The organism is bacterium, from assembly GCA_026129405.1.
GTDB lineage: Bacteria > Desulfobacterota > Binatia > DP-6 > DP-6 > JAHCID01.
The window spans coordinates 1,265,140-1,287,675 of sequence record JAHCID010000001.1 but is presented as its reverse complement, the minus strand read 5'-3'; the positions used below and the strand labels follow the sequence as shown (position 1 = coordinate 1,287,675).

22 protein-coding genes are annotated in these 22,536 nt (G+C 72.1%); 3 read left to right on the top strand and 19 right to left on the bottom strand.

Annotation, left to right across the window (positions count from 1 at the left end; genetic code table 11):
- Positions 1-24: 24 nt before the first annotated feature.
- A complete protein-coding gene (locus KIT14_05880) occupies positions 25-1,503 on the top strand; it encodes a hypothetical protein (GenBank protein ID MCW5890065.1) in 1,479 nt (492 codons plus the stop codon).
- Here the strand turns inward: KIT14_05880 and KIT14_05875 are convergent.
- From KIT14_05875 to KIT14_05865, 3 genes are all read right to left on the bottom strand, one after another.
- Positions 1,482-3,077, bottom strand: a complete 1,596-nt coding sequence (locus KIT14_05875; protein MCW5890064.1) for an acyl-CoA carboxylase subunit beta — start codon at positions 3,075-3,077, stop codon at positions 1,482-1,484. The two genes, KIT14_05880 and KIT14_05875, sit on opposite strands and share 22 nt — an antisense overlap.
- 55 nt (positions 3,078-3,132) lie before the next feature.
- Positions 3,133-3,570 (bottom strand): hypothetical protein, encoded by a 438-nt coding sequence (locus KIT14_05870; protein MCW5890063.1) that lies wholly within the window; start codon positions 3,568-3,570, stop codon positions 3,133-3,135.
- Between the two features lie 215 nt (positions 3,571-3,785).
- Entirely contained in the window at positions 3,786-4,274 is a 489-nt protein-coding gene (locus KIT14_05865; protein MCW5890062.1) for a hypothetical protein, read from the bottom strand.
- Between the two features lie 133 nt (positions 4,275-4,407).
- Between KIT14_05865 and KIT14_05860 the strand changes: the two genes are divergently transcribed.
- Positions 4,408-5,427 carry a ferritin-like domain-containing protein gene (locus tag KIT14_05860; GenBank protein ID MCW5890061.1) on the top strand — a complete coding sequence of 340 codons (1,020 nt, stop codon included), beginning with the start codon at positions 4,408-4,410 and terminating at the stop codon, positions 5,425-5,427.
- On the opposite strand, the gene KIT14_05855 is transcribed toward KIT14_05860, so the two are convergent.
- The 4 genes from KIT14_05855 to KIT14_05840 all read right to left on the bottom strand — a co-directional run bounded on the left by KIT14_05855 (position 5,424) and on the right by KIT14_05840 (position 8,941).
- Positions 5,424-6,569, bottom strand: coding sequence for an acyl-CoA dehydrogenase family protein (locus tag KIT14_05855; GenBank protein ID MCW5890060.1), 1,146 nt, complete (start codon positions 6,567-6,569; stop codon positions 5,424-5,426). The genes KIT14_05860 and KIT14_05855 overlap by 4 nt on opposite strands.
- 55 nt (positions 6,570-6,624) lie before the next feature.
- A complete protein-coding gene (locus KIT14_05850) occupies positions 6,625-7,470 on the bottom strand; it encodes a hypothetical protein (GenBank protein MCW5890059.1) in 846 nt (281 codons plus the stop codon).
- A gap of 102 nt (positions 7,471-7,572) precedes the next feature.
- On the bottom strand, positions 7,573-8,499 hold the full coding sequence (locus KIT14_05845) for an SDR family oxidoreductase (protein ID MCW5890058.1): 927 nt from the start codon (positions 8,497-8,499) through the stop codon (positions 7,573-7,575).
- A gap of 55 nt (positions 8,500-8,554) precedes the next feature.
- Positions 8,555-8,941, bottom strand: a complete 387-nt coding sequence (locus KIT14_05840; GenBank protein MCW5890057.1) for a hypothetical protein — start codon at positions 8,939-8,941, stop codon at positions 8,555-8,557.
- 316 nt (positions 8,942-9,257) lie between these two features.
- Between KIT14_05840 and KIT14_05835 the strand changes: the two genes are divergently transcribed.
- Entirely contained in the window at positions 9,258-10,604 is a 1,347-nt protein-coding gene (locus KIT14_05835) for an NAD(P)/FAD-dependent oxidoreductase (GenBank protein ID MCW5890056.1), read from the top strand.
- On the opposite strand, the gene KIT14_05830 is transcribed toward KIT14_05835, so the two are convergent.
- The 12 genes from KIT14_05830 to KIT14_05775 form a co-directional block, all read right to left on the bottom strand.
- Positions 10,526-11,137 carry a YkgJ family cysteine cluster protein gene (locus KIT14_05830; protein ID MCW5890055.1) on the bottom strand — a complete coding sequence of 204 codons (612 nt, stop codon included), beginning with the start codon at positions 11,135-11,137 and terminating at the stop codon, positions 10,526-10,528. The genes KIT14_05835 and KIT14_05830 overlap by 79 nt on opposite strands.
- Before the next feature lie 79 nt (positions 11,138-11,216).
- Positions 11,217-12,407, bottom strand: coding sequence for a thiolase family protein (locus KIT14_05825; protein ID MCW5890054.1), 1,191 nt, complete (start codon positions 12,405-12,407; stop codon positions 11,217-11,219).
- 114 nt (positions 12,408-12,521) lie between these two features.
- Positions 12,522-13,325, bottom strand: a complete 804-nt coding sequence (locus KIT14_05820) for a crotonase/enoyl-CoA hydratase family protein (GenBank protein MCW5890053.1) — start codon at positions 13,323-13,325, stop codon at positions 12,522-12,524.
- 82 nt (positions 13,326-13,407) lie between these two features.
- Positions 13,408-14,625 carry a hypothetical protein gene (locus KIT14_05815; GenBank protein MCW5890052.1) on the bottom strand — a complete coding sequence of 406 codons (1,218 nt, stop codon included), beginning with the start codon at positions 14,623-14,625 and terminating at the stop codon, positions 13,408-13,410.
- On the bottom strand, positions 14,622-14,813 hold the full coding sequence (locus KIT14_05810) for a hypothetical protein (GenBank protein MCW5890051.1): 192 nt from the start codon (positions 14,811-14,813) through the stop codon (positions 14,622-14,624). Before KIT14_05810 ends, KIT14_05815 begins: the two co-directional genes overlap by 4 nt.
- Positions 14,810-15,451, bottom strand: a complete 642-nt coding sequence (locus tag KIT14_05805; protein MCW5890050.1) for a hypothetical protein — start codon at positions 15,449-15,451, stop codon at positions 14,810-14,812. Before KIT14_05805 ends, KIT14_05810 begins: the two co-directional genes overlap by 4 nt.
- Before the next feature lie 9 nt (positions 15,452-15,460).
- Entirely contained in the window at positions 15,461-16,288 is an 828-nt protein-coding gene (locus tag KIT14_05800) for an ABC transporter ATP-binding protein (GenBank protein ID MCW5890049.1), read from the bottom strand.
- Positions 16,285-17,307: an iron ABC transporter permease gene (locus tag KIT14_05795; GenBank protein ID MCW5890048.1), complete on the bottom strand. Its 1,023-nt coding sequence runs from the start codon at positions 17,305-17,307 to the stop codon at positions 16,285-16,287. Before KIT14_05795 ends, KIT14_05800 begins: the two co-directional genes overlap by 4 nt.
- Positions 17,304-18,164: an ABC transporter substrate-binding protein gene (locus KIT14_05790; protein MCW5890047.1), complete on the bottom strand. Its 861-nt coding sequence runs from the start codon at positions 18,162-18,164 to the stop codon at positions 17,304-17,306. The genes KIT14_05795 and KIT14_05790 overlap by 4 nt, the downstream gene beginning before the upstream one ends.
- A complete protein-coding gene (locus KIT14_05785; protein ID MCW5890046.1) occupies positions 18,161-18,541 on the bottom strand; it encodes a hypothetical protein in 381 nt (126 codons plus the stop codon). The genes KIT14_05790 and KIT14_05785 overlap by 4 nt, the downstream gene beginning before the upstream one ends.
- A 25-nt stretch (positions 18,542-18,566) precedes the next feature.
- Positions 18,567-20,810, bottom strand: a complete 2,244-nt coding sequence (locus KIT14_05780) for a TonB-dependent receptor (GenBank protein MCW5890045.1) — start codon at positions 20,808-20,810, stop codon at positions 18,567-18,569.
- Positions 20,792-22,471, bottom strand: coding sequence for a DUF4215 domain-containing protein (locus KIT14_05775; GenBank protein ID MCW5890044.1), 1,680 nt, complete (start codon positions 22,469-22,471; stop codon positions 20,792-20,794). Before KIT14_05775 ends, KIT14_05780 begins: the two co-directional genes overlap by 19 nt.
- Between the last annotated feature and the right edge of the window lie 65 nt (positions 22,472-22,536).

Genomic DNA, 22,536 nt, shown 5'->3' with positions numbered 1-22,536 from the left:
GCGCACGTCTACCCCTCGCGGCGCGTGGAACGGCGGCGGCGACCCTGGGCGTGGCTCGTCGCCGTGACCGTCCTCCTCCTCGGCTACCAGACGGTCTCCCACGGCATCTTCGTCGGGCGCTTCTTCGCGCTCGACGACTTCTGGGTGCTGCACGACGTCGCCGAGCTGCGCGGCCTCGCCGACGTGTTCGCGCCGTCGCACGGCTGGCTCCAGTATCGCCCCCTCACGACGGTCGCGTACTTCGGCGTCCAGCAGGCGCTCTTTGGGCTCGATCCGACGCGTTGGCAGATCGTGCACCTGGCCGCGCACGCCCTCGCCGCCCTCCTCGTCTGGGCGATCGCCCGCCGGCTGCTGCGCGGCGACGGCCCGGCGCTCGCTTGCGCGCTCTTCTACACGGCCGCTCCGGGACACACGGTGGCGGCGCGCTGGCTGGCCTACTTCACCATGACCGGCGCGGCGCTGGTCGTGCTGCTCGGCGTGTGGCTGTGGCTGCGGGTACCGCCGCACCGGCGTGGGCTCGCGGCGCTCGCGACCACCGGGCTCGGGCTGCTCGCCAGCGAGCACGCCGTCGTGCTGCCGGCGCTGCTCACCCTGCTCGCGCTGCTCGTCGAGCCGCGCGACCGGTGCGCGGCCTCGCTGCGTGCGCTGCGGCTGCCGTGGCTGCTCGTCGCCGCGGTGACGGCGGCGAAGCTCTGGTGGGGTCACGTGGTCCTGCCGGCGCGCCATCCCGTCGGCGCCAGCGTCTTCTGGCAGCACTACGGCCTCGACTTCGACCCGGCGACGACGCTCGAGAGCCTCGGCCGTTACGCCCGGGTCGCCGCCACGGCGCTGTGGCCGTGGGCGTCCGAGGCGCCGGCGCTGCGGGCGCTGGGGGCGATCGTGCTCGCGCTCGCCACGGTGCTCGGCGCCCTCGTCCTCGTGCGCCCCGCGAGCGGCCGCGCGCTCCGCCTCCTCGCCTTCGGAGTCGCCGCCTTCGTGGTGGGGATCGCCCCCGTCCTGTTCCTGCCGCAGCACTTCGCGTCGGCCTACGTCGGCATCGGCGCGTTCGGGCTCGCGGTGGCGGCGGCGGCCCCGCTCGCCGCGCTGCCGGGGCGGCTCGCGACGGCGGCCTCGCTCGGCGTCGCGTTCCTCGTCGTCGCGTACGAGGGACGCTTCGTCCTGCCGGCCACGATCCTCGGGCCCGAGATCCGCGGCATCGAAGGCAGCGCGCGCGACGCCGCGGGCTGGCTGCGCGCCATCGACGCGGCGGCGGCGGGACGTGCGGACGTCCGCGAGGTCGTGATCCCGGAGAACTGGGCGAACCACCTGACGTTCGACCTCGGCGAGGCGCATCGGCTGTTCCTGTGCGCGCCGTACCGGGTGCGCACGGTGCTCGCGCCCGCGAGCGAGCCGCCGCGTCCGTGGCGCGCCGTCGTGACCTCGCTCGGCGACCGCAACGGGCCGCCGTGGCCGGACCGCCCGTGCCCGGCCGGCCCCCCGGCTCACATGCGGAACACGCCGTAGCCGCGCGCGCCGGCGATCGGCGCGGAGTGCACCGCCGACAGCGTGATGCCGAGCACCGTGCGCGTGTCGCGCGGGTCGACGATGCCGTCGTCCCACAGGCGCGCGGTGGCGAAGAAGGCGTTCGACTCGCGCCCGATCTGCTGCTCGACCATGGCGCGGAGCCCGCGGTCCTGCTCCTCGTCGAACGCCTGGCCCGAGCGCTCCGCCGCCTGCCGGCGCACGATCGAGAGCACGCCCGCGAGCTGCTCGGGACCCATCACCGCGATGCGGTGGTTCGGCCACGCGAACACGAAGCGCGGCTCGTAGGCGCGGCCCGACATGCCGTAGTTCCCGGCCCCGTACGACGCCCCGATCATCATCGTGAGGTGCGGTACGGTGCTGTTCGAAACCGCGTTGATGAGCTTGGCGCCGTCCTTGATGATGCCGCCCTGCTCGTAGCGGCTGCCGACCATGAAGCCGGTGATGTTCTGGAAGAACAGGATCGGCGTGTCGGTCTGGTTGCACAGCTGGATGAACTGCGCGCCCTTCTCCGACGACTCGGAGAAGAGCACGCCGTTGTTCGCGAGGATGCCGACCGGGTAGCCGTGCACGTGTGCGTAGCCGCAGACGAGCGTCGTGCCGTAGGTCGGCTTGAACTCGTGGAAGCGCGAGCCGTCGACGATGCGGGCCAGCACCTCGCGCACCTCGAACGGCCGGCGCACGTCGAACGAGGTCACGCCGAGCAGCTCGTCGGGGTCGTAGCGCGGCTCCTCTGGGGCGACGCGCTTCGACCAGCCGAGCTTCCTCCAGTTGAGCTGGGCCACGATCTCGCGGCCGAGGCGGATGGCCTCGCGCTCGTCGGCGGCGAGGTAGTCGCTGACGCCCGACACGCGGCTGTGCATCTCGGCGCCGCCGAGCGTCTCCTCGTCGACGTCCTCGTGGATCGCCATCTTCACCAGCGGCGGGCCGCCCAGGAACACCCTGGCGCCGCCCTTCACCATGACCACGTAGTCCGACATGCCGGGCACGTAGGCGCCGCCTGCGGTGGACGAGCCGAAGACGAGGCAGATGGTCGGGATGCGCTCCTTCGAGCGCCGCGTGATCTCGCGGAAGCCCTGCCCGCCCGGCACGAAGGTCTCGGCCTGGAACGGCAGGTCGGCGCCGCCGGACTCGGTGAGGTTGATGATGGGGAGCCGGTTCTGGGCGCAGATCTCCATCGTGCGCCCGCTCTTCTTCACGCTGTACGGATTCAGCGAGCCGCCCTTCAGCGTCGGCTCGTTGGCGGTGACGACGCACTCGACGCCCGAGACGACGCCGATGCCCGAGACGATCGACCCGCCGAGGCCGAAGTCGGTGCCCCAGGCCGCGAGCGGCGCGATCTCGAGGAAGGGCGAGTCGCGGTCGAGCAGCAGCTCGATGCGCTCGCGCGCCATGAGCTTGCCGCGCGCGTGGTGCCGCGCGACGTACTTCTCGCCGCCGGCGGCGCGGACGATCGCGAGCTGCTCGTCGAGGATCGCGAGCTGCTCGAGGAACGCCTCGCGGTTCTGGCGATAGCCCTCGGAGCGGGTGTCGGCGTGCGAGCGCAGGACCTCCATCGGCCCCGGGGGTGTAGCCCGCGGCGCCGGCCCCGCGCCAGCGCCGCGGGCGGCGTCACGATCCCGTGTCCACCCAGCCCACGATCTGCCCGTCGCCGAGACGCACCCGCGCGGAATCGGGGATGCGCCGGGCCGCGACGTAGTCGTTGGCGTCGAGATGGACGGTGGTCGTCCGCCCCGCGACGACGTCCACGGGGACCGTGACGGTCCCGTACTCCTGCGCGCTCGCGATCACGCGATAGCGTCCCGGCGGCAGGAGCACCTGGTCGGGCTCGGTACGTAGACCGTCGCTGTTGACGACGCGCCGCTCGAAGATTCCGTCCTGGCTGCGCACCTCGTAGGGCGTGTGCACGGCGACGTCCGGGTCGACCCGCGTCGGCGATTCGGTGACCTCGCGGCTCGAGTAGACGACCAGCATGCCCGTGTGGGCTTGCGCGGCGGCCACCTCGTCCGGGGCCGGGCCAACCACCCGATCGACCGTGGAGCCCGGCATGGAGGCACAGCCCGTCACGGCGACACCGAGAGCCACCGCGACGGTGAATGTCCGGTACATGGCGATTCCCTTCCGGCGTGCGATCACGCCTGCCCCCATGCCGATGCACGCCGCGCGCCAGCGCCGGGACGAAGACCGGTCGGGCTGCGGACGCCGGCGCGGCGGCGCCGCACCGACGGCCGCGGCCGCGGCGCGGGACCGCACGCCACACCTCGCTACTCGTCGCCCTCGGACCCTTCGTCGGATCCGCCGTCCGGGTCGTCGCCGGGATCGATCGGCTCGTCGTCGGGAGGGTCGGCCTCGCCCGCGAAGCAGAGATCCTCGGCGCGGTCGAGACCGAGGAGCGCCACGGGATAGCGATCGCCGTCGATGAGCACCACCCCGGAAAGGCCGGGGCACCTCGCCGGCCCCTCGAAGCGGGCGTGGAGACGCGGGCGCCCGAGCTCCGCGCAGCGCTCGGTGACGATGCGCATGCGCACCCGCCCGCCGCGCACGCGGACCCGCAGCCGGGAGATCGCGCAGCCGGCGAGCTCCCCGGCGTCCAGGTCGAGGAGCGGGTCCGTGTCCTCCTCGCAGGAGAACGTCCGGGCGTCGACGAAGACGGTCTCGTCGCAGGGGACCTCGTCGACCTCGCGTGCCGCCGCGCCCGCGACCAGCGTCAGGCACCCGAGGAGACCTCCCGCCAGGGCCATGGCGATGCGCATGGAGGCTCCATCGCCCCGATCGGCCCGGCCCGTCAACGGACTTAGGTCGTAGGCCGCCGTGACGTCTTCGTGACCGGGACCTCGGCGGACGCGGGCTTGTCACACGGGCCCGTCCGGGCAAAAGCTCGTCCCCATGACGGCGCTCGGGGACACCAATCAGCTGGAGCGGCTCGACCGGGAGCTGGAGACGATCCTCACGTCCTTCGACACGAACTACGCGTGGCGATACGGCAACGTGAAGGACGGGCTGCGCGACCTCTACGAGAAGGCGAAGCGCGACCAGTGGAACGGCACCACCCAGCTCAGGTGGGACACGCCGGTCGACCCCAGCGTCGACATCCTCCCCCGCCAGATCAACCCGCTGAACGGCTATGCGCCGTACGAGCGCCTCACCGAGAAGGAGAAGGCGCGCCTCCAGCACGCCTCGGTGGCGCTGCAGCTGTCCCAGTTCCTGCACGGCGAGCAGGGCGCGCTGATCGTCGCGTCGCAGCTCGTCGGCGCGGTGCCGTGGATGGACGCGAAGTACTATGCCGGCACGCAGACGATGGACGAGGCGCGCCACGTCGAGGTCTTCGGCCGCTACCTCACCGAGAAGCTCGAGTGGCAGTGGCCGGTGAACGAGAGCCTGAAGGAGCTGCTCGACGCCTGCATCACCGACAGCCGCTGGGACTTCAAGTACCTCGGGATGCAGATCATCATCGAGGGCCTGGCGATGGCGGCGTTCGGCAACCTCTACCACCTGACCTCCGAGCCGCTCCTCAAGGAGCTGATCCACTACGTGATGCGCGACGAGTCGCGCCACGTCGCCTTCGGCGTCCTCTCGCTGCGCGACTACTACGCCGACATGCCGGAGAACGAGCGCCGCGAGCGCGAGGACTTCGTCATCTACGCCTGCGAGCTGATGCGCAATCGCCTGGTCGGCGACCAGATCGCGAACGCGATGGGCTGGAACCGCGAGGAGGTGAAGCAGCAGGTGCTGGCGTCGCCGCCGGCGCTCGCCTTCCGCTCGATGCTGTTCGCGCGCGTGGTGCCGAACCTGAAGCGGCTCGGCATGCTCACGCCGCGCGTGCGGACGTCGTTCGCGGAGCTCGGCATCCTGCAGTTCGAGGACGCGGATCCGGAGGAGCAGGACCGCGCGCTGGGGCTCGCTTAGAACCCCACCATCTTCGCCACGTACTGCATCATCACCTCGTCCGCCCCGCCGCCGATGGAGATGAGGCGGGTGTCGACGAAGGCGCGCCCGGCGGCGCTCTCCTTCATGTAGCCGAAGCCGCCGTGCAGCTGGATGCACTGATCGGCGACGGCGCGCACGGTGCGGCCGCAGACGAGCTTCGCGAGCGAGATCTCCTTGGTGGCGTCCTCGCCGCGGACGCGCTTGCGCACGCACTCGTGCGTGAGCGCCTTCGCCGAGGCGATCTGCGCCAGCATCTCGACGAACTTGAACTGCGTCACCTGCATCTTCGAGAGCGGCTTGTTGAACAGTACCCGCTGATCGCACCACGCCTTGGTCTCGTCCCAGAGCTGCTCGGAGCCGGCGAGGCTGCTGACGCAGGCGACGAGGCGCTCGTCCTGGAACTGCATCATCTGCTGCTGGAAGCCGCGGCCGATGTCGCCGATCGTGTTCGAGACGGGGACGCGCACGTCCTCGAAGAAGAACTGGCCGGTGTCCGAGCCCCAGTTGCCGATCTTGTCGAGCAGCCGGTAGCTGATGCCCTTGGTGTCGGTCGGCACGACGATCTGCGAGAAGCCGCCGTAGCCGGCGTCGGGATCGTTCACCGCCAGCAGACACATCCAGTCCGCGGTCGCGGCGTTGGTGATGTAGATCTTGCTGCCGTTGATGACCCAGTGGTCGCCGTCGCGCACGGCGCGGGTCTTGATGCCGGCGACGTCGGAGCCGGCGTCGGGCTCGGTGACGGCGATCGCCGCCACCATCTCGCCCTTGATCGCGGGCACGAGGTACTTCCGGCGCAGCTCGTCCGTGCCGAACTGATGCAGCGAGGGCGTGGCCATGTCGGTCTGCACCGTGATGCCCATGGCGACGCCGGCGTTGTCGCAACGCCCGACCTCCTCGAACATCACCGTCGTGTAGCTCCAGTCGAGCCCGGAGCCGCCCCACTTCGGATCGTAGCGCAGCCCGAGCATTCCGAGCTCGCCCATCGTTCCGAAGAGCGCCTTGTCGATGCGGCCGCGCTCGTCGAACTCGCGTGCACGCGGGACGAGCTGCTCCTGGACGAAGCGGCGGACGGTCTTGCGAAAGGCCTCGTGCTCGGGGGTGCCGTAGATGTCGGCGGACATGGGCCGGGGTCTTAACCCGAGGCGTCCGGTCGTGCCACCCGCAGCACCCACCTGCTCAGGGCGAGGCGCGGCCCTTGAAGAAGCCCGGCTCGTTCTTGATGACGCCGCCGGTCTCGAAGATCGCCTCGAAGCAGACGCCGCTTTCGATCTGGAGCTGCGTGCGCAGCGGCAGCGCCATCGGCGGCGCCGGGATGCCGAAGGGACGGTTCGAGAGCGCGCCCCCCTTCCCCTTCAGCAGCATCTTCGCCTTGCCGGCGTTACCGCTCTTCAGCTTCATCGAGACGAGGCCGTCGCCGGTCGCGGCACCGTTGTTGTAGTCGAAGCCGCTCGCCCTGCCGCGCCAGCAGGGACGCGAGCCGCAGAGGCCGCCCGCGGGAGCGGTCGCGCGGAAGACGAGCTGCGTCGTCGGCGTGGACTGGTCGTAGACGCAGAGGGTGACGTCGCTGGTCGCGGTCGGGTTGCCGAGGTCGGCAAGGGTCGTGGCGGAGCCGGCGGGCCACTTCCACTTCACGATGTCCTTCGACGGCGGAATGCCGTCGGTGAACTGGAGCGCGCCCTTCTCCGGCTTGTCGGCGAGGCGGCAATCGAGCCGCGGTGCGGCGACGCACCCGAGCGCGGTATCGCACTGGAGGCACGGCGTGCAGACGACCGGGGCACCGCCCGTGCAGGTTCCCGCGACGCAGGTGTCGGGTGCCGTGCAGGCGTTGCCGTCCGAGCAGGACGTGCCGTCGGCGACGACGAAGCCGCCGCATACCGAGCTGGTGCAGACGTCGCCCGCCGTGCACGGGTTGCCGTCGTCGCACGGCGAGCCGTCGGGACCGCAGGTCGCGCGAACCGGGGACGCCGACACCAGTGCCGCGAGCACGGCCACCACGAACAGGCCAATCAACCGTCGATGCATGGCGCCTCCGGGCCGGAGACCCTAACCCCGACGCCTCGGAGGCGTCAAAGAATTTTCGCGCCCGCCTGCGCACTTGCAATGCGCTCCGCCAGATCCCGCGGATCAGATCGGCCGCAGCCGCTTCGGCAGGGGCGCGCGATGAAACCCATGCCACGGCTGCGAGCGGGCATGGGGCGGCAACGGCCACGGCTGGCGACCCTCCGCCGCCGCGGCCGTCGCCTCCGGCAGCAGTGCGGACAGCGGCGACGCCAGCTTCGCATTCGGGGCCGCGCCGTCGACGCGCAGCACCGAGCCGCTGACGAACGCCGCCGCAGGCGACAGCAGGAAGACGATCGCCGCCGATACCTCCGACTCGGTACCGAGCCGCTGGAGCGGGACGGCGAGCCCGAGCAGCTGGAGGAAGTGCTGCATCCAGTCCGGATAGGTGTCGAGGCCCGACGACGCGATCCATCCCGGCGCCACGGCATTCACCCGCACGCCGGACGACGCCCACTCGACGGCCGCCGTCTCCGTGAAGCTCACCATGCCCCAGCGTGCCGCGCCCGAATGGCCCATGCCCGGCATGCTGCCCCACATGTCCGCGACGATGTTCACGATCGCGCCGCCGTGATCGACCATCCACTGCGTGAAGCACTCGCGCGCGCAGAGGAAACCGCCGGTGAGGTTCGTACGCACGACGGTCTCCCAGCCCTTCTGGCTGATCGACGCGAGCGGCGCGGCGAACTGGCCGCCGGCGTTGTTGACGAGCCCGTCGATGCGCCCGGTGCGCGCCAGCGTCGCCGTCACCATGTCGCGCACCGCGCTCTCGTCGCGGATGTCGCACGGCATCGCGATGGCCGTGCCGCCGTCGTCGGCGATCTCCGCGCACACCGCCGCGAGCCGCTCCGCCTTGCGACCGACGAGCACGACCGCCGCTCCGAGCGACGCCAGCTCGTGTGCCGTGCAGCGCCCGATGCCGCTGCCGCCGCCGGTCACGACGTGGACCTGGCCGGCGAAGAGGTCGGGACGGAAGATCGAGTCGTAGGACATGCGCGCGCCTCCGCGGCGCTTCTAGCACCGGGACGTGCGGCCCGCGCCACCGGCGTCAGCCGGCCGCGAGCCGGGCGCGCAGCCACGCCTCCGCCTCTGGCAGCGTGGCGAAGACCGCGCTGGGACATCCGAAGCGGGCGCGCAGGGCCACGGCGCCGCTGCCGTCGAGACGAGCGGCCAGCGCCGGCGGCACGACGGCAGCGAGGCCGACGCAGCGGTCGGCCATCTGCGCACGCCGGGCCCGAATTTGCGCGCTCTCGAGCCGCACGACGGCCGGGTCGTGCCGGTGCACCGCGCGACGGCGATCGTGCAGCAGCGCGAAGCGCTCCGCCCGCCCGCACCAGCGCGCCACGTCGTCGTGGTAGCGGAGCGCCTCGAGGACGCCGACCGGGCCGTCGAGCGTCACCCGCACGAGCGGCCAGTCGCGCTCGTCGACGGTCACGCCGGAGTTGACTCGCACAGTTGAAAATGAAAATCAATTTCGTAAACGTACAACGGCCGAGGCGCCGGACGCCCGAAAGGAGAATCTTCATGTTCGGCGCTGTGTTACCTCCTTCCATCAGCGTGGTTCCGCTGCTTGCCGGGAGGCCCGAAGAGACCCTCTGGAGCACCCCCGTGGCGGTCGTGCTGGCGGCCGGAACCGCCGTCGTCGGCGCGCTCGCCTGGAGCGGACTGCGAACCCTACGCACCGCCCCCCCGCCACCACCACCGCGCGGCGGCCGCCCCACTACGGCGACGCGCCGCACGCGGGCGGGCGGATGACCGCCGCCGAGCCGATGGACGTCGTGATCGTCGGCGCCGGGTTCGCCGGGCTCGGGACCGCCGCCGCCCTGCGCCGGTTCGGCGTGCGCCGCTTCGTCGTGATCGAGCGCGGCTGGAACGTGGGCGCATTCTGGACCGGCGTCTACGATCGCCTCCACCTGCACTCGCCGTGGCACGATCTGCCCGAGGACGGCGGCCTCGTGCGCCGGTATCCGATGTACAAGTCGCGCGACGAGGTGCTGCACTACCTCGACGCCTACGCACACCGCTTCCGCCTACACGCGCGCGTGCGCTGCGGCGACACGGCGATGCGCATCGCCCGGGCGCCCGCGGCCGACGGCTGGATCGTCGAAACGGCGCAGACTGCCTACCACGCACGCTACGTCGTGCTGGCCACGGCGATGAACCGCGAGCCGACGATGCCGGAGGTGCCCGACCGTCCGGCCTTCCGCGGCCACGTGCTGCACGCGGCACGCTATCGCAACGCGCTGCCCTTCGCCGGGCAGCGCGTGCTGGTCGTCGGCAGCGGCAACTCCGCGGCCGAGATCGCGCTCGATCTCGTCGACCACGGCGCCCGTGCCGTCGATCTCTGGGTACGCGGGCCGCGCCACTTCCTGCCGCGCTCTCGCATGACCGCGCTGTTCCTGGTCTCCCGTCTGCTCGGCATGTCGTCGCCGCGGGCGCTCGATCGTTTTCAACGCGTCGCTCCGGGGACGCCGCCCTTCGCACGCGTCGTCCGGCAGCGCGACCGCCTCGCCGGCCGCATCGGGCTCGATCTGTCGCGCTACGGGATCCGGCGGCCCGCGGCAGGCCCCTTCACGGAAATGCTCACGCGGGGCCGCGTGCCCGTCTTCGACCGCGGCACCGCGCGCGCCATCGGCGAGGAGCGCATCGGCGTCGTCGACGGCACCGCGCGCCCCCTGCGCGGCTTCACCGCGCACGGCGTGCGGCTCGGCGACGGCGAGACGCACTACGACGCGGTGCTGTTCGCCACCGGCTTCGCGCCGCGCCTCGAGCCGCTGCTGCCCGACCATGCACGCCTGCTCGGCCCGCGCCCCGGCGGACGCGCACCGCGCATCGACGCGCAGACACGCTCGACGGTCGAGCCGACGCTGTTCGCTCCGAGCTTCGGGGTGTCACTGAACGGCGGAGCCGGCCTCGGCCGCTTCGGATGGGCGGCCGGGGCGCAGATCGCCGCCGAGCTGGCGGCCGGATCGCGCCTGGCGACGCCGCCGCTGGCTACGCCGGCGGCGCGTGACCGGCGTCAGCGCGCGGCCACGGCCCGGGCCGGCGCGGCTGGCCGGCGCAGCCGCGCCGCCGGCGCGAGCCCGAGCCAGACGTAGAAGTTCGCCGGCGTGCGCGCCACGTCCTTCTGCTTGTTCCAGGCCGCGACCTTCTCGCAGTAGGCGTCGCTCTCGCGGTCGCGCAGCCGATCGAGCACCGCCAGCGCCCGCAGCGACTGGCTGCCCTTCTCCCAGTCGTTCGGACACGACGTGACGAGGTGCCGCGTGAGCTTCTCGACCGCGCCGCTGTCGGTGAAGTGCACCTCGAGCGGCGTCGAGCGACAGACGAGGGGCCGCGACTCGTAGACCATGCAGCGGTTGGTCGGAGCGTCGAGATAGGCGCAGTGGCCGCGCTTCCACGGCAGCGCCATGACCGCCTTGGTGTCGCCGATCCTGGCCCACCAGCCGTGGCGCTTGTCCATTCGGATGTCGCCGAGCTTCACGAGCCGTACCAGCTCGGTGACCGGGCGCCCGGTGCCCTCGAGCATGCGCCGGACGTCGCCGTCGGTGACCGGGACGAAGGTGCCGCGGCAGCAGTTGCCGCAGCCCGAGCACTTGAAGGAGAGCAACCGCCGCCAATCCCGCTCCGCCATGCGTGCCGTTGTAGCAGCGATCGGGGACGCACTCACGTCCCGAGGCTCGCTTCGACGCGCCGGCGGAGCGGGAGCGACGTCAGTCGAGGCGCTCGATGATCGTGGCGTTGGCCATGCCGCCGCCCTCGCACATCGTCTGCAGGCCGAAGCGGCCGCCGGTGCGCTCGAGGTTGTGGAGCAGCGTGGTCATGAGGCGGGCGCCGCTGCAGCCGAGCGGATGCCCGAGCGCGATGGCGCCGCCGCTCGGGTTGACGCGGTCCATGTCGGGATCGAGCTCGCGCTGCCAGGCGAGCACGACGGGCGCAAATGCCTCGTTGATCTCGACCAGGTCGACGTCGCGCAGCTTCATCCTGCCGCGTTCGAGCGCGTGCTTCGTGGCCGGGATCGGCGCGGAGAGCATGATCACCGGATCGACGCCGCCGAGGGCGAAGGCGTGGAAGCGGGCGCGGGGACGCAGGCCGAGGGCCTTGGCTTTCTCCTTCTCCATCACGAGGACGGCGGCCGAGCCGTCGGTGATCTGGCTCGAGTTGCCGGCGGTGATGACGCCGTCGGGTTTGAACGCCGGCTGGAGCGACGCCAGCTTCTCGGGCGACGCGTCGGCGCGCACGCCCTCGTCGTGCGTGATGGTGTCGCGCGAGCCGTCCTCGCGCCGCACCTCGATCGGTGCGATCTCGGCGTCGAACCAGCCGTTGCGCGCCGCGGCCGCCGCCTTCTGGTGCGAGCCGACGGAGAAGGCGTCGAGCTCGGTGCGCGGCAGCTTCCACTTCGCGGCGATGATCTCGGCCGACATGCCCTGGTGCACGAGGCCGTGCGCGTCGTAGAGGTTCGCCTCTTCGTAGCGACGGCGCATCGTCGGCCCGAAGGGCTGGCCGCCGGCGGCGACGCTGGTCCCCATCGGGATGCGGCTCATCGACTCGACGCCGGCGGCGATGACGGCGTCGTAGGCGCCGGCGATCACGCCCTGGGCCGCGAAGTGCAGCGACTGCTGGCTGGAGCCGCATTGCCGGTCGACGCTGGTCCCGCACACCGTCTCCGGGAAGCCGGCGGCCAGCGCGGCGTTGCGCGCGACGTTGATGCCCTGCTCGCCCACCTGCCCGACGCACCCCATGATGACGTCCTCGATCACGGCCGGGTCGATCCCGGTCCGTTCGACGAGCGCTTTCAGCGAGTGCGCCGCCAGGTCGACGGCATGGACGGGGTGGAGGGCTCCGGTGTGCTTGCCGCGGCCCAGCGGGGTGCGAACGGCGCCGACGATGACAGCTTCACGCATGGGGATCTCCTCGCAGACTCATGATGGATGGCGGACGCGGCCGGCCTCCGGAACGGGACCGGTCCTCCTGGTTAGCCCGGCCGCTCGGCCGGGGAAAGCAACGCGGGCGGCCGCTCAGCGGCCCTGGAAGCGGGGCTCGCGCTTCTCGAAGAACGCCGCGACGGCCTCGCGATGGTCCTCGGTGTGGTGGGCCAGCGCCTGCATCGACGCCGACAGCTCCATGATCGCGTCGAACGTCTGGGTCACGCCCTCGCGCAGCAGGCGCTTCGTCATGCGCAGCACGTCGGGCGGCTGGCGGCAGATGCGGGCGGCGAGCGCCCGGGCCTCGCCCATCAGTATCTCGCCCGGCACGACCCGGCTGACGAGGCCCCACGCGAGCGCCGTCTCGGCGTCGATGGTGTCGGCCGTGTAGAGCAGCTCGGCGGCCCGTGCCATGCCGAGCACCCGCGGCAGCAGCCAGGCGCCGCCGTCGCCGGGCACCAGGCCGACGCGCAGGAAGGTCGCGCCGAAGACCGCCGACTCGGCGGCGATGCGCGTGTCGGCGAGACAGGCGACGTCGTTGCCGAGGCCGATGGCGGGCCCGTTCACGGCCGCGATCATCGGCACCTCGAGCGTCCACAGCGCCCGCACCATGCGGTGGATGTTGTGGCGGTAGCCGTCGCGGACGTGGACGCCCGGCCCTGCGAACGGCCCGCCGCGATCGCGCATCGCCTTCAGGTTGCCGCCGGCGGAGAAGGCGGAGCCCGCGCCGGTGAGGACCACGCAGCGGACCTCACGGTCGGCGTTGATGCGGGCAGCCGCGGCGGCGAAGCGGTCGCCGTCGCCGGGCTCGCCGAGCGGGTTGCGCTGCTCGGGCCGGTTGATGGTGAGCGTCACCACCGGCCCGTCCCGAGTGACGAGGAGGGAGTCGGCTTCCATGGGCCGGGACCGTAGCCCGGGCCGCCGCGGGTTGTCACCCGTGGGCCGGGACGCCGTGCGCGTCCCGGCCCACGGGCAGCGGTCAGAGGCTCTTCGCCAGGGCCTTCGTATCGTTGGCCAGCGCCGTGATCACGGCCAGGAGCTGGTTGCGCAGCTCGGCCGGGATGGTCTTGCGCCCCTTCAGCGAGCGCAGCGGCTTGCCCAGCGCCCGGTAGCGGGTGCTGATCTTGCGCAACAGCGAGCGCGCCTGCTTGCGGTTGCCCGCGTCGATCGCGGCCCGTGCCTTCTCCAGCAACCCCTCGATCTTGCCGAGCTGCTTCTGGAGCTTCGGAGCGGCGGCGCCGAGATCGGGAGAGCCGGCGATCGCGTCGCCGAGGTCGCCCACGCGGCACCCGATCGAGGCGAGCGTCGCGCCGCTGCCGCAGGACGGCGGCAGGGTGGTCGACGTCGTGGTCGGCGGTGCTGCCGTCGAGGTGGTGGTCGTCGCCTCGATCTCGGTGGTCGTGGTCGTCGAGGTGGTGGTCGTCGTGACCGTGGGCTCGGTCGTCGAGGTCGAGGTGGTGGTCGTCGTCTCCGTGGGCTCGGTGGTGGTCGTCGTCGAGGTGGTGGTGGTCGTGGTCTCGAGACCGGCGACCTCGATCGTCAGGAAGGGCAGCCGTCCGCCCGCCACGCCCGGCGGCGAGACGTCGTCGAGCGAGGTGCCGGTCGGCGAGTCGTCGGTCGCGAGGAGCACGCCGAAGGCGGGGGCGCCGCCGGCGAGCATGGCCTTCAGCACGTCCGTCACGTCGAGGTCGAACGACAGCGCGCCCGTCTCCTGCAGCGTGGCGTCGGTGACCACGCCCGGCAGGATCGCGCCGATCGGCGAGCTCGCGGGCGGTGCGAAGTCGGCCGTGGTCACGATGCCGTCGCCGACGTAGGCGAACGCCTGTATCTCGTCGGCGGCCGTGCCGTCGAAGGTCGCGCCCGGCCCGAAGGTGGTGAGCACGTCGTCGATGGTGACGGTGAGGGTGGCGCTCGTGATGTCGTCCGGATCCACCTCGGCCAGGGGCTCGAGCGGGAACTCCGCCATCGCCCGCAGCTCGAGCACGTTCTCGATCAGCGCCACACCGAGCGGCTGCTCGCCGGCGTCGCCGGTGCCGTCCGGCGGGGTCGACGGGTCCATGCCCGCGAAGAACCAGCCGTCGCCCACCGAGTCGTAGTCGGCGCCGGTGGAGCCGTCGAGCACCACCGTACCGGCGTTCACCGTGCCCGCGAGGCATGCCGCCGCGAGCAGGGTCGTCCATCGTCCGATCGTCGTCATCGTTCCCTCCTGGTGCGATTGGTCGTGCGTCTCTCTTCGCCCGAACCGGCCAGCACGACGCCGTGGACGCGCACGCGGATGCCCCACCGCGCGAGCCACGCCGCCAGCACGGTGCCTTCCGCACCGCCGCCGACGATCTCGAGCTGCGCCGACGTGCCGCGCGCGCGGTTCCCCCCGCGCATCGTCACCCCTCGACCGCCTCGAGGCCGCCGAAACGGGTGTCGTACGTGCTCCGATGCAGGAAGCGGAGCATGACCTGGTCGTCGAGCTTTCCGTGGAAGACCGCGTTGTGCCACCAGACGTTGTCGAACAGCGGCCCGCCGTCGTGGACCTCGGCCTGGCAGTTCAGCTGGAGACAGCGGAACCGCCCCTCCTCGGTGCGGTCGTCGAGGTCGAAGACGTAGAACAGGAGCGCGCAGCTCGGATTCGCGCGCAGCGCCTGCACCACGGCCGCGTCTTTGTGCAGCAGCGAGGTGATGCTGTAGGCGTCGAAGTCGGCTGCGGTCTCGTAGTAGCCCTTCAGATACTCGATGCCCGCGTCGTAGATGCCGCGCGCCCCCTCTTCGGCGTGCGACTCGTACAGGGCGCGGAACTCCTTCGTCTTCGCGTCGAGCCGATCGGGGTGCGGGAGCAGCCCGCAGATGATCGAGTGCATGGTGACGCCCGGCCCGACGCCGGGCTGCTGCACCGACACGATCGGCGCGACGCCGACGTGGGGCGAGCCGTGGCGGTTCAGCATGGTCCAGTGCCGCAGCTTCACCTGCCACTCGAGGAACTCGGTGGGCATCGGAGCGGCGCCGGACGTGAAGGCCTTCTTCAGCAGCATGGGGTTCTCCTAGAGGAAGCGCAGGGGGTCGCAAGACCCGAGGACGCGTACGACGAGATCGTCGCCGTCGCGGGCGACGCGGGCCTCGACGCCGAAGACGTCGCGCAGCATGTCGTCGCGAATGACGCGGTCGGGCGCACCCGCCGCGTAGAGACGGCCGCGGTGCATCACCGCGACGCGATCGGCCACCCAGGCCGCGTGCTCGAGGTCGTGGAGCACGACGACGATCGTCACCTGCCGGACGTCGCGCAGGTGGCGCATCAGCACCAGCAGCTCGCGCTGGTGGCGCAGGTCGAGGGCCGCCGTCGGTTCGTCGAGCAGCAGCAGCGGCGCCTCCTGACAGAGCACCATGGCGAGCCAGGCGCGCCGGCGCTCGCCGCCGGACAGCGTCTCCATCTTGCGGTGGCGCAGGTCGAGGACGTCGACCGCCCGCATGGCCTCGCGCGCCGCCGCGAGGTCGTGCTCGCGCAGCGGCTCGAGGAAGCCGCGGTGCGCGTGCCGTCCGCTGCGCACGAGCTCGCTCACGGTGAGGCCCTCGGGACACGCGGGCTGCTGCGGCAGGCGCGCGACGCGCAGCGCGAACGCACGCGTGCCGAGGCGCGCGGCGTCGTCGCCGTCGAGCTCGACGCGGCCGAGCCGCGGCTCGAGCGCGCGGCCGAGCGTCGCGAGCGCCGTCGACTTGCCGGAGCCGTTCGGCCCCACCAGCGCCAGGATCTCGCCGCGACGCACGGCGAGCGACAGGTCGCGCAGGGCGTCGCGCTCGGCGGTCGGATGCCGCACGTGCACGTTGCGCAGCGCCATCACCGGCGCCGGCGCAGCGCTCGCGGGCGCGCTCACGCCAGCTTTCTCCACAGCACGAACAGGAAGTACGGACCGCCGACGAGCGCCAGCAGCGCGCCCACCGGCAGCTCGAGCGGCGCCGCCACCATGCGCGCCGCCGTGTCGGCGAAGACCACGAGGGCCGCGCCGCCGAGGACGCACAGCGGCAGCAGGACGCGATGGTCCGGCCCGACGAGCACGCGCACCCAGTTCGGGATGACGAGCCCCACGAAGCCGACGAGCCCCGCCACCGACGCCGCGCCCGCGGCGAGGAGCGCCGCGAGGCACGACGCACCGACGCGCGCGCGCCGCACCGCGAGCCCGACGCCGCCGGCGCTGTCGTCGTCGAGCAGCATGAGGTTCAGCGTCCGCGTCGAGAGCAGCGCCAGGCCGCAGCCGACCACGACCGGGCCGAGGATGAGGAGCACCTTGTCCCAGCCCACGCCGTTCAGCGAGCCGATCGTGAACGAGACGAACGCCGGCGCGCGATCGGCGAAGAAGAAGGTCACCAGCGAGATCATCGCGAACAGGATCGCCTGCACGGCGACGCCCGAGAGCACGATGCGCAGCGGCCCGGTGACGCGGCCCCCACCCCACGCCGCGGTCAGGAGGGTCGCGACGGCGAGGAGCCCGCCGACGAACGCCGCCACGGGCAGGAGCGACGGATGCTGCGGTCGGAGGACGATCGCGAGCAGGCCGCCGAGACCGGCGCCGGCCGTGACGCCGAGGAGGCCGGGGTCGGCGAGCGGGTTGCGTACCGCGGCCTGCATGAGCGCGCCCGCGACGCCGAGCGCGGCACCGACGAGCGCACCGTTGACGACTCGCGGCAGCCGCACGCTCCAGAGGACGGCGTACGCCGGATGCGCCGGGTCGACGAGTGCGGCCGGCAGCTCGGCGAGCGGCACGTTGGCCGCGCCGAGCGCGCCGCCGAGGACGACCGCGACGGCGAGCAGTCCGGCCAGGACGAGCGTCCAGAAGCCGGGCCGGTCCCGCAGCCGCAGGAAGATCTGGCGGACGGTGGCGTACGCTCGTCTCAACGAGCGGCTCCCACCTTCGGCGCCGCCAGATCGTGGAGGTGCTTCGCCGCCTCCGGCATGGCGAGGCCCGGGTTGATGGAGAACATCGCCGAGGGCAGGACGTGCACGCCGCCGGTCGCGGCGCCGCGCAGCCCGGCCCACGGCCCGCCGCCCTCGAGGCGCTGCGTGAACGCGGTGCGGATGGCCTCGGGATCGCCGTGCGCCACCAGCATCACCACCTCGGGCCGCATGCCCGCGAGCACCTCGTCGCTCACCTGGACGAAGCCGGGGAAGCGCTCGCTGCCGCTCACCGCCGCCCCGACGTTGTCGTAGCCGACCTGCGACGCGAGATCGCCGATCCAGGTGCGATTCGAGACCACGAGGAACGAGCCCGGGGCACCGAAGAGCACCAGCGCCGGCGTGCGCTTCGGCAGCGCCGCATCGGTGACGCCCCTCTTCGCGGTCTCGACGAGCGCCGCCATCCTGGGCTCCGCGCCGACCTTCCGGCCGACGAGCAGCAGGCCCTCGAAGGTGTGGTCGAGGGTGTCCGACTCGACGAGCAGCACCTCGGCGCCGCCGCGCGCGAGGTCGTCGCGGCGCGCGCCGTGCATCTGCGCGTCGGCGACGACGAGCGTCGGCCGCGCCTCGACGAGCTTCTCGATGTTGGGATTGTGCGGGTTGCCGAGGTCGAGCCGCTTCGGATCGGGCGTCTCGTGCATGCTCCGGCGCACCGAGGCGACCACGTCGACGTTGCCGCCGATCTCGACGAGCGCGTCGGCGACGTAGGGAACGAGCGTCGCGACGCGCATGGGCGCGCCGGCGGCGAGCGCGCCGCTCGCAGCGGCGAGCAGCGCGAACGAAAGGGACACGAGCTTCATGACGACACCTCCGCACCGCCGCCGAGCACGCCGTGCAGCAGCGTGAACCGCGCCAGGCGCGGTCCGTCGAGCTCTTCGCGTTTGCCGCGATAGAGGTAGATGAGCAGGAAGGGATCCGCGCTCGCGGTCTCGCGCAGCGCGAAGTAGAGGACCCGGCGCCCGGAGCGCGCGTGCACCTCGTCGTGCGAGCGCACGTGGCCGAAGCGCGCCAGCGCGATGTGCCAGTGATAGGCGTCGGTGATCGCGTTCAGATGCCCCTCGGCGATGCCGTAGGCGTCGAAGTCGCAGATGGCTTCGAAGAGGCTCGGCCCGGCCGGCGAGATCACGCGCAGGGGGGAGAAGCCCCGCAAGGCGTCGAAGAACTCCCGGTGCGTCATGCGCATCTCCTTTCGTCGAGGCTCGTCAGTACTTGCCCTGGACGCCGAAGAGGTAGGCGGCCGGGCCGGCGAGCCGGCCGCCCGCGGTGACGGGGCCGAACTCCTGGTCGAAGACGTTCTCGCCCTGCACGAAGAACGCGAAGTGCCGGCCGATGCCGATCGCCGCCGCGAGCTGCTTGGGGCCGCCGTCGGGGATCCAGTTGAACGGATAGAGCGTCACCTTGAAGTTCCAGAGCCAGTGATTGCGGGCGATGAAGTCCTCGCTGTTCGCCACGTCGGTGAAAGCGTCGTCCTCGTACTCGCCCCAGATGCGGGCGGCAATGCCGTAGCGCTTGTGGACGTAGCCGAGCGACGGCAGCACGCGGTTGCGCGGGCGGAACGGCAGATCGTTGCCGTCCTCGCCGGGGATGCCGTTCTGGTTCTCGGTGTCGAGGAAGGCGTAGCCGAAGCCCGGTCGTACGTCGTGCTCGGTCTCGATCTCGAGGAGCTGGGGAATCGACACCTCGAAGCCCAGCTCGAGGCCCTGCGTGATCGCCTTGGCGAAGTTCTGCGTCTGGAAGCGCAGGCCGGAGCCGAGAAACGGCGCCGGGTCGGGACGGCAGCCGGGCGGGATGCCGGGACGCTGGCAGACGTTCACCAGCTCGAAGCCGATCAGATCCGAGAACTGGTGCCGGAACAGGGTGAGGAAGCCGTCGAAGCCCCGGAAGCGGAACTGGGCCTCGAGCTGGAACGCGAGGTCGGTCTCCGGCTGGAGGTCCGGGTTGCCGAGCAGCGCGTAGAGGCCGCCGGCGTTGACGTCGACGCCGTAGAGCTGGGTCAGATCCGGGGCCCGGAAGCCGCGGCCGACCGTGGCCGAGAGGCGCGTCCACCACGCCGGACGGTAGGTCACCGTCGCACGCGGATTGACGTCGAGCCCGTAGCCTTCGTGCACGTCGAAGCTCGAGCCGACGAGCAGGCTCCATTGCTCCGACAGCAGCACGTCGGACTGGAGGAACGGGCTCACCTGCCAGACGCTCTGGTCGACGTGCGGCCTCAGCTCACCTCCGTTCTCGTCGTGGACGACCTCCGTCGTCTGATCGAGCGTCTGGTAGCGACCGCGCGAGCCGACCGTGACGAGATGGCTGTCCCACAGCCCGCTCCACGGCCCCAGCTCCTTCGCCCAGCGCGACTCGGCCTCCCAGTCGACGTACTTCGAGTCCTCCTGGAAGCCGACGAGGTCGTTGTGGCGATCGAAGGCGTAGCGGTTCGCCCAGGTGGTGAGACGGGCCCCGGGCCCGGTGTCCCAGCGCCACTCGCCGCCGAGGATCCAGTTGCGGTTCTTGCTCTCGGGGTTCGTCTGCTGCTGGAACGACGGGAAGAAGGTGAAGCCGTGCTCGGGCGCGGCGTCCCAGTCGAGGCGCAGGTTCACCTGGTCGCGCTTCTGCAGCTCGTTCTCGTTCTCGCCCGAGAACTGCGCGCTGACGTCGCCGAACTGCTCGAAGAGCTTGAACTCGTCGTGCAGGCCCGAGAGGAAGTAGCGCACCGGCCCGAGCTGCCAGCCGTGGCTCACGGCATAGAACTGGCGATCGAACGAGCCCCACGACGCCACGCCGTCGGCGGTCGGCACCGGGCCGCCCTGGCGCGTGATGATGTTGATCACGCCCGCCATCGCGTCGCTGCCGTAGAGGCTCGAGGCCGGACCGCGGATGATCTCGACCCGCTCGACGTTGTTGGCGGGGATGTCGCGCAGGTCGACGACCCCGTCGATGCCGCCGCGGAAGCGGCGGCCGTCGGTGAGGATCGCGACCTTGTTCGGATCGGCGCCCTGCATGCGCACGGTGCTGGCGCCGAGGCCGAACTGCTCGTTGCGCCGGACGTAGATGCCCGGGATCTCGCCGAGCACGTCCTGCAGGTCGATGGTGGCGGTGTTCTCGATCCGCTCTTTGGAGATCACCTGCGTCGGGACCGTCGCCTCCCACTGCTCGGTGGCCATCTTCGTGCCGGTGACGACGACCTCGGCGAGCGGCGTGGCGAGGACGGACTCCGCGTCCTCGGGCGAGCGCGGGTGCGCGGACACCGGCTCGTCGTCGGCGGGACCGACCTCGGGCTCCGGAGCGAGGCCGGCGTCGTCCGGCGACGGGGGCGTCAGCACGTCCTCCCGCGCCGGCGACGGCTTCGTGCGCGTCCCGGTGTCGTCCGGCGCCGGCGGCGTCTGCGCCGCCACGACGGTCACCAGGGCGATCACGACGACGCTCGCACGGACGCTGCGGATCAAGAGGCCGGCAGGCACCCGAGGACTACCGTGTCCTTGTCCGGCTTGCCGCCGGCGGGCTTGGCGCGGACGACGAGCTTCGTCTTGCCGGGGCGCAGCTTCTTCCCCTTCTTGCGCAGCGGCACGTCGATGCGCACCGGCGCGGTGCAGCCGGGCGAGCTGACGCTCGCGAGCGCGGCGTCGAGGCGCTCGCGGTTCGCGCGATCGCGCTTCGAGCGTCCCGGCTTGCGCACCGCCGGCGCGAGGCTCGGCGTGGCCGAGCAGGCCGGCAGCCGCGCATCGGCGACGCCGAGGCACACGCCGACGTCGAAGCCGCAGACGCCCTCGGTGGGATCGGCGTCGCAGGCGGGATCGTTGTCGGTGCAGATCTGCTTCGTGGCGATGTTGCCCGACCCGTCACGCACGGGCAGGCCGAAGGCGATGCTCACGAGGCACTCCATCGGCTTGGTGCCGCCGAGCAGCGAGTCGTAGCGGCAGACGTCCGAGCAGCCGTCCACCGAGACGCGGTTGCCGTCGTCGCACTCCTCGTCGCAGGACGGCTCGACCACGCCGTTGCCGCACAGCGGCTCGCCGACGCAGATGCCTCCCGTGCAGACGTCGCCGCTGGTGCAGGCGTTGCCGTCGTCGCACGTGCCGGTGATCGGCGTGCCGAAGCACACGCCCGTGGTGCAGGCGTCGCCGGTGGTGCAGACGCTGCCGTCGTCGCAGCTCTCGCCCTCGTTGGTGGGCGTGTTCGTGCAGCCGGTCGCGGGATCGCACGCGTCCGCGGTGCAGATGCTGCCGTCGTCGCACACGGTCGGGCCGCCGGGGACGCAGACGCCGGCGCCGTCGCAGACGTCGCCGGTGGTGCAGGCGTCGCCGTCGCTGCACGCGCTGCCGGCGCTCTCGAGCTGGCAGCGGCGGCTGCAGCAGTCCCCGTCGTCGGTGTTGCCGTCGTCGCAGGTCTCGCCGGGATCGGGGACGCCGTTGCCGCAACCCGGCGGGGGCTGCTCGTTCACCTCGATGATGAGCTGCGGCATCTTCGAGCCGGCGGACGTCTCGCTCGGCTCACCCGACGCCGAGCCGCCCCGGCCGTCGTCGAGCGAGGTGCCGGTGGGGCTGTCGGTCGTGCGCCAGAGGACGCCGAGGTGCGTGCTGCCCTCGGCCAGCGCCTGCACCAGCCGGGCGCGGGCATCGACCTCGAAGAACACGGCACCCGTCTGCTTCAGGGTGGCGTCGGTGATGTTCCCGCCGATGCTCACCGTCGTGAATCCCTCGTTCGTGTTCTTGAAGTCCGACGTCAGCGCGACGCCGTCCCCGGCATAGAAGTAGACGCGGATGCTGCTCGCGGCCTTCCCGCTCAGCTCGGTGCCGGGGCCGAGCGTGGAGAGCACGTCGTCCACGTTGAAGCGCAGCGTCACGGCCACGATGTCGTCCGCCGCCACGTCGGCGAGGGACGCGAGCGGGAACTCCATGACGGAGCGCACCTCGGTCACGTCGCCCTTTAGCACCACCGAGAGCGGGTTCTGGCCGAAGTCGGGATTGCCGTCCTTCGGGACCAGCCCGGGGAAGCCGTCGACGATCCCGTCCCAGGCGGCTCCGGGTGTCTCGTGGTCGAGAACCAGTGTCGCCGCCGGCGCAGCGGCGACGACGGCGAGGAGCAGCGCGAGCGCGGTGGTGAGCGGGAGGAAGCGAGGCATCAGGTGTTCTCCGATCGATCGAGTGGAGTGGAGTGGCCGGCAACGCCCGCCCGGACGCGGCAGCC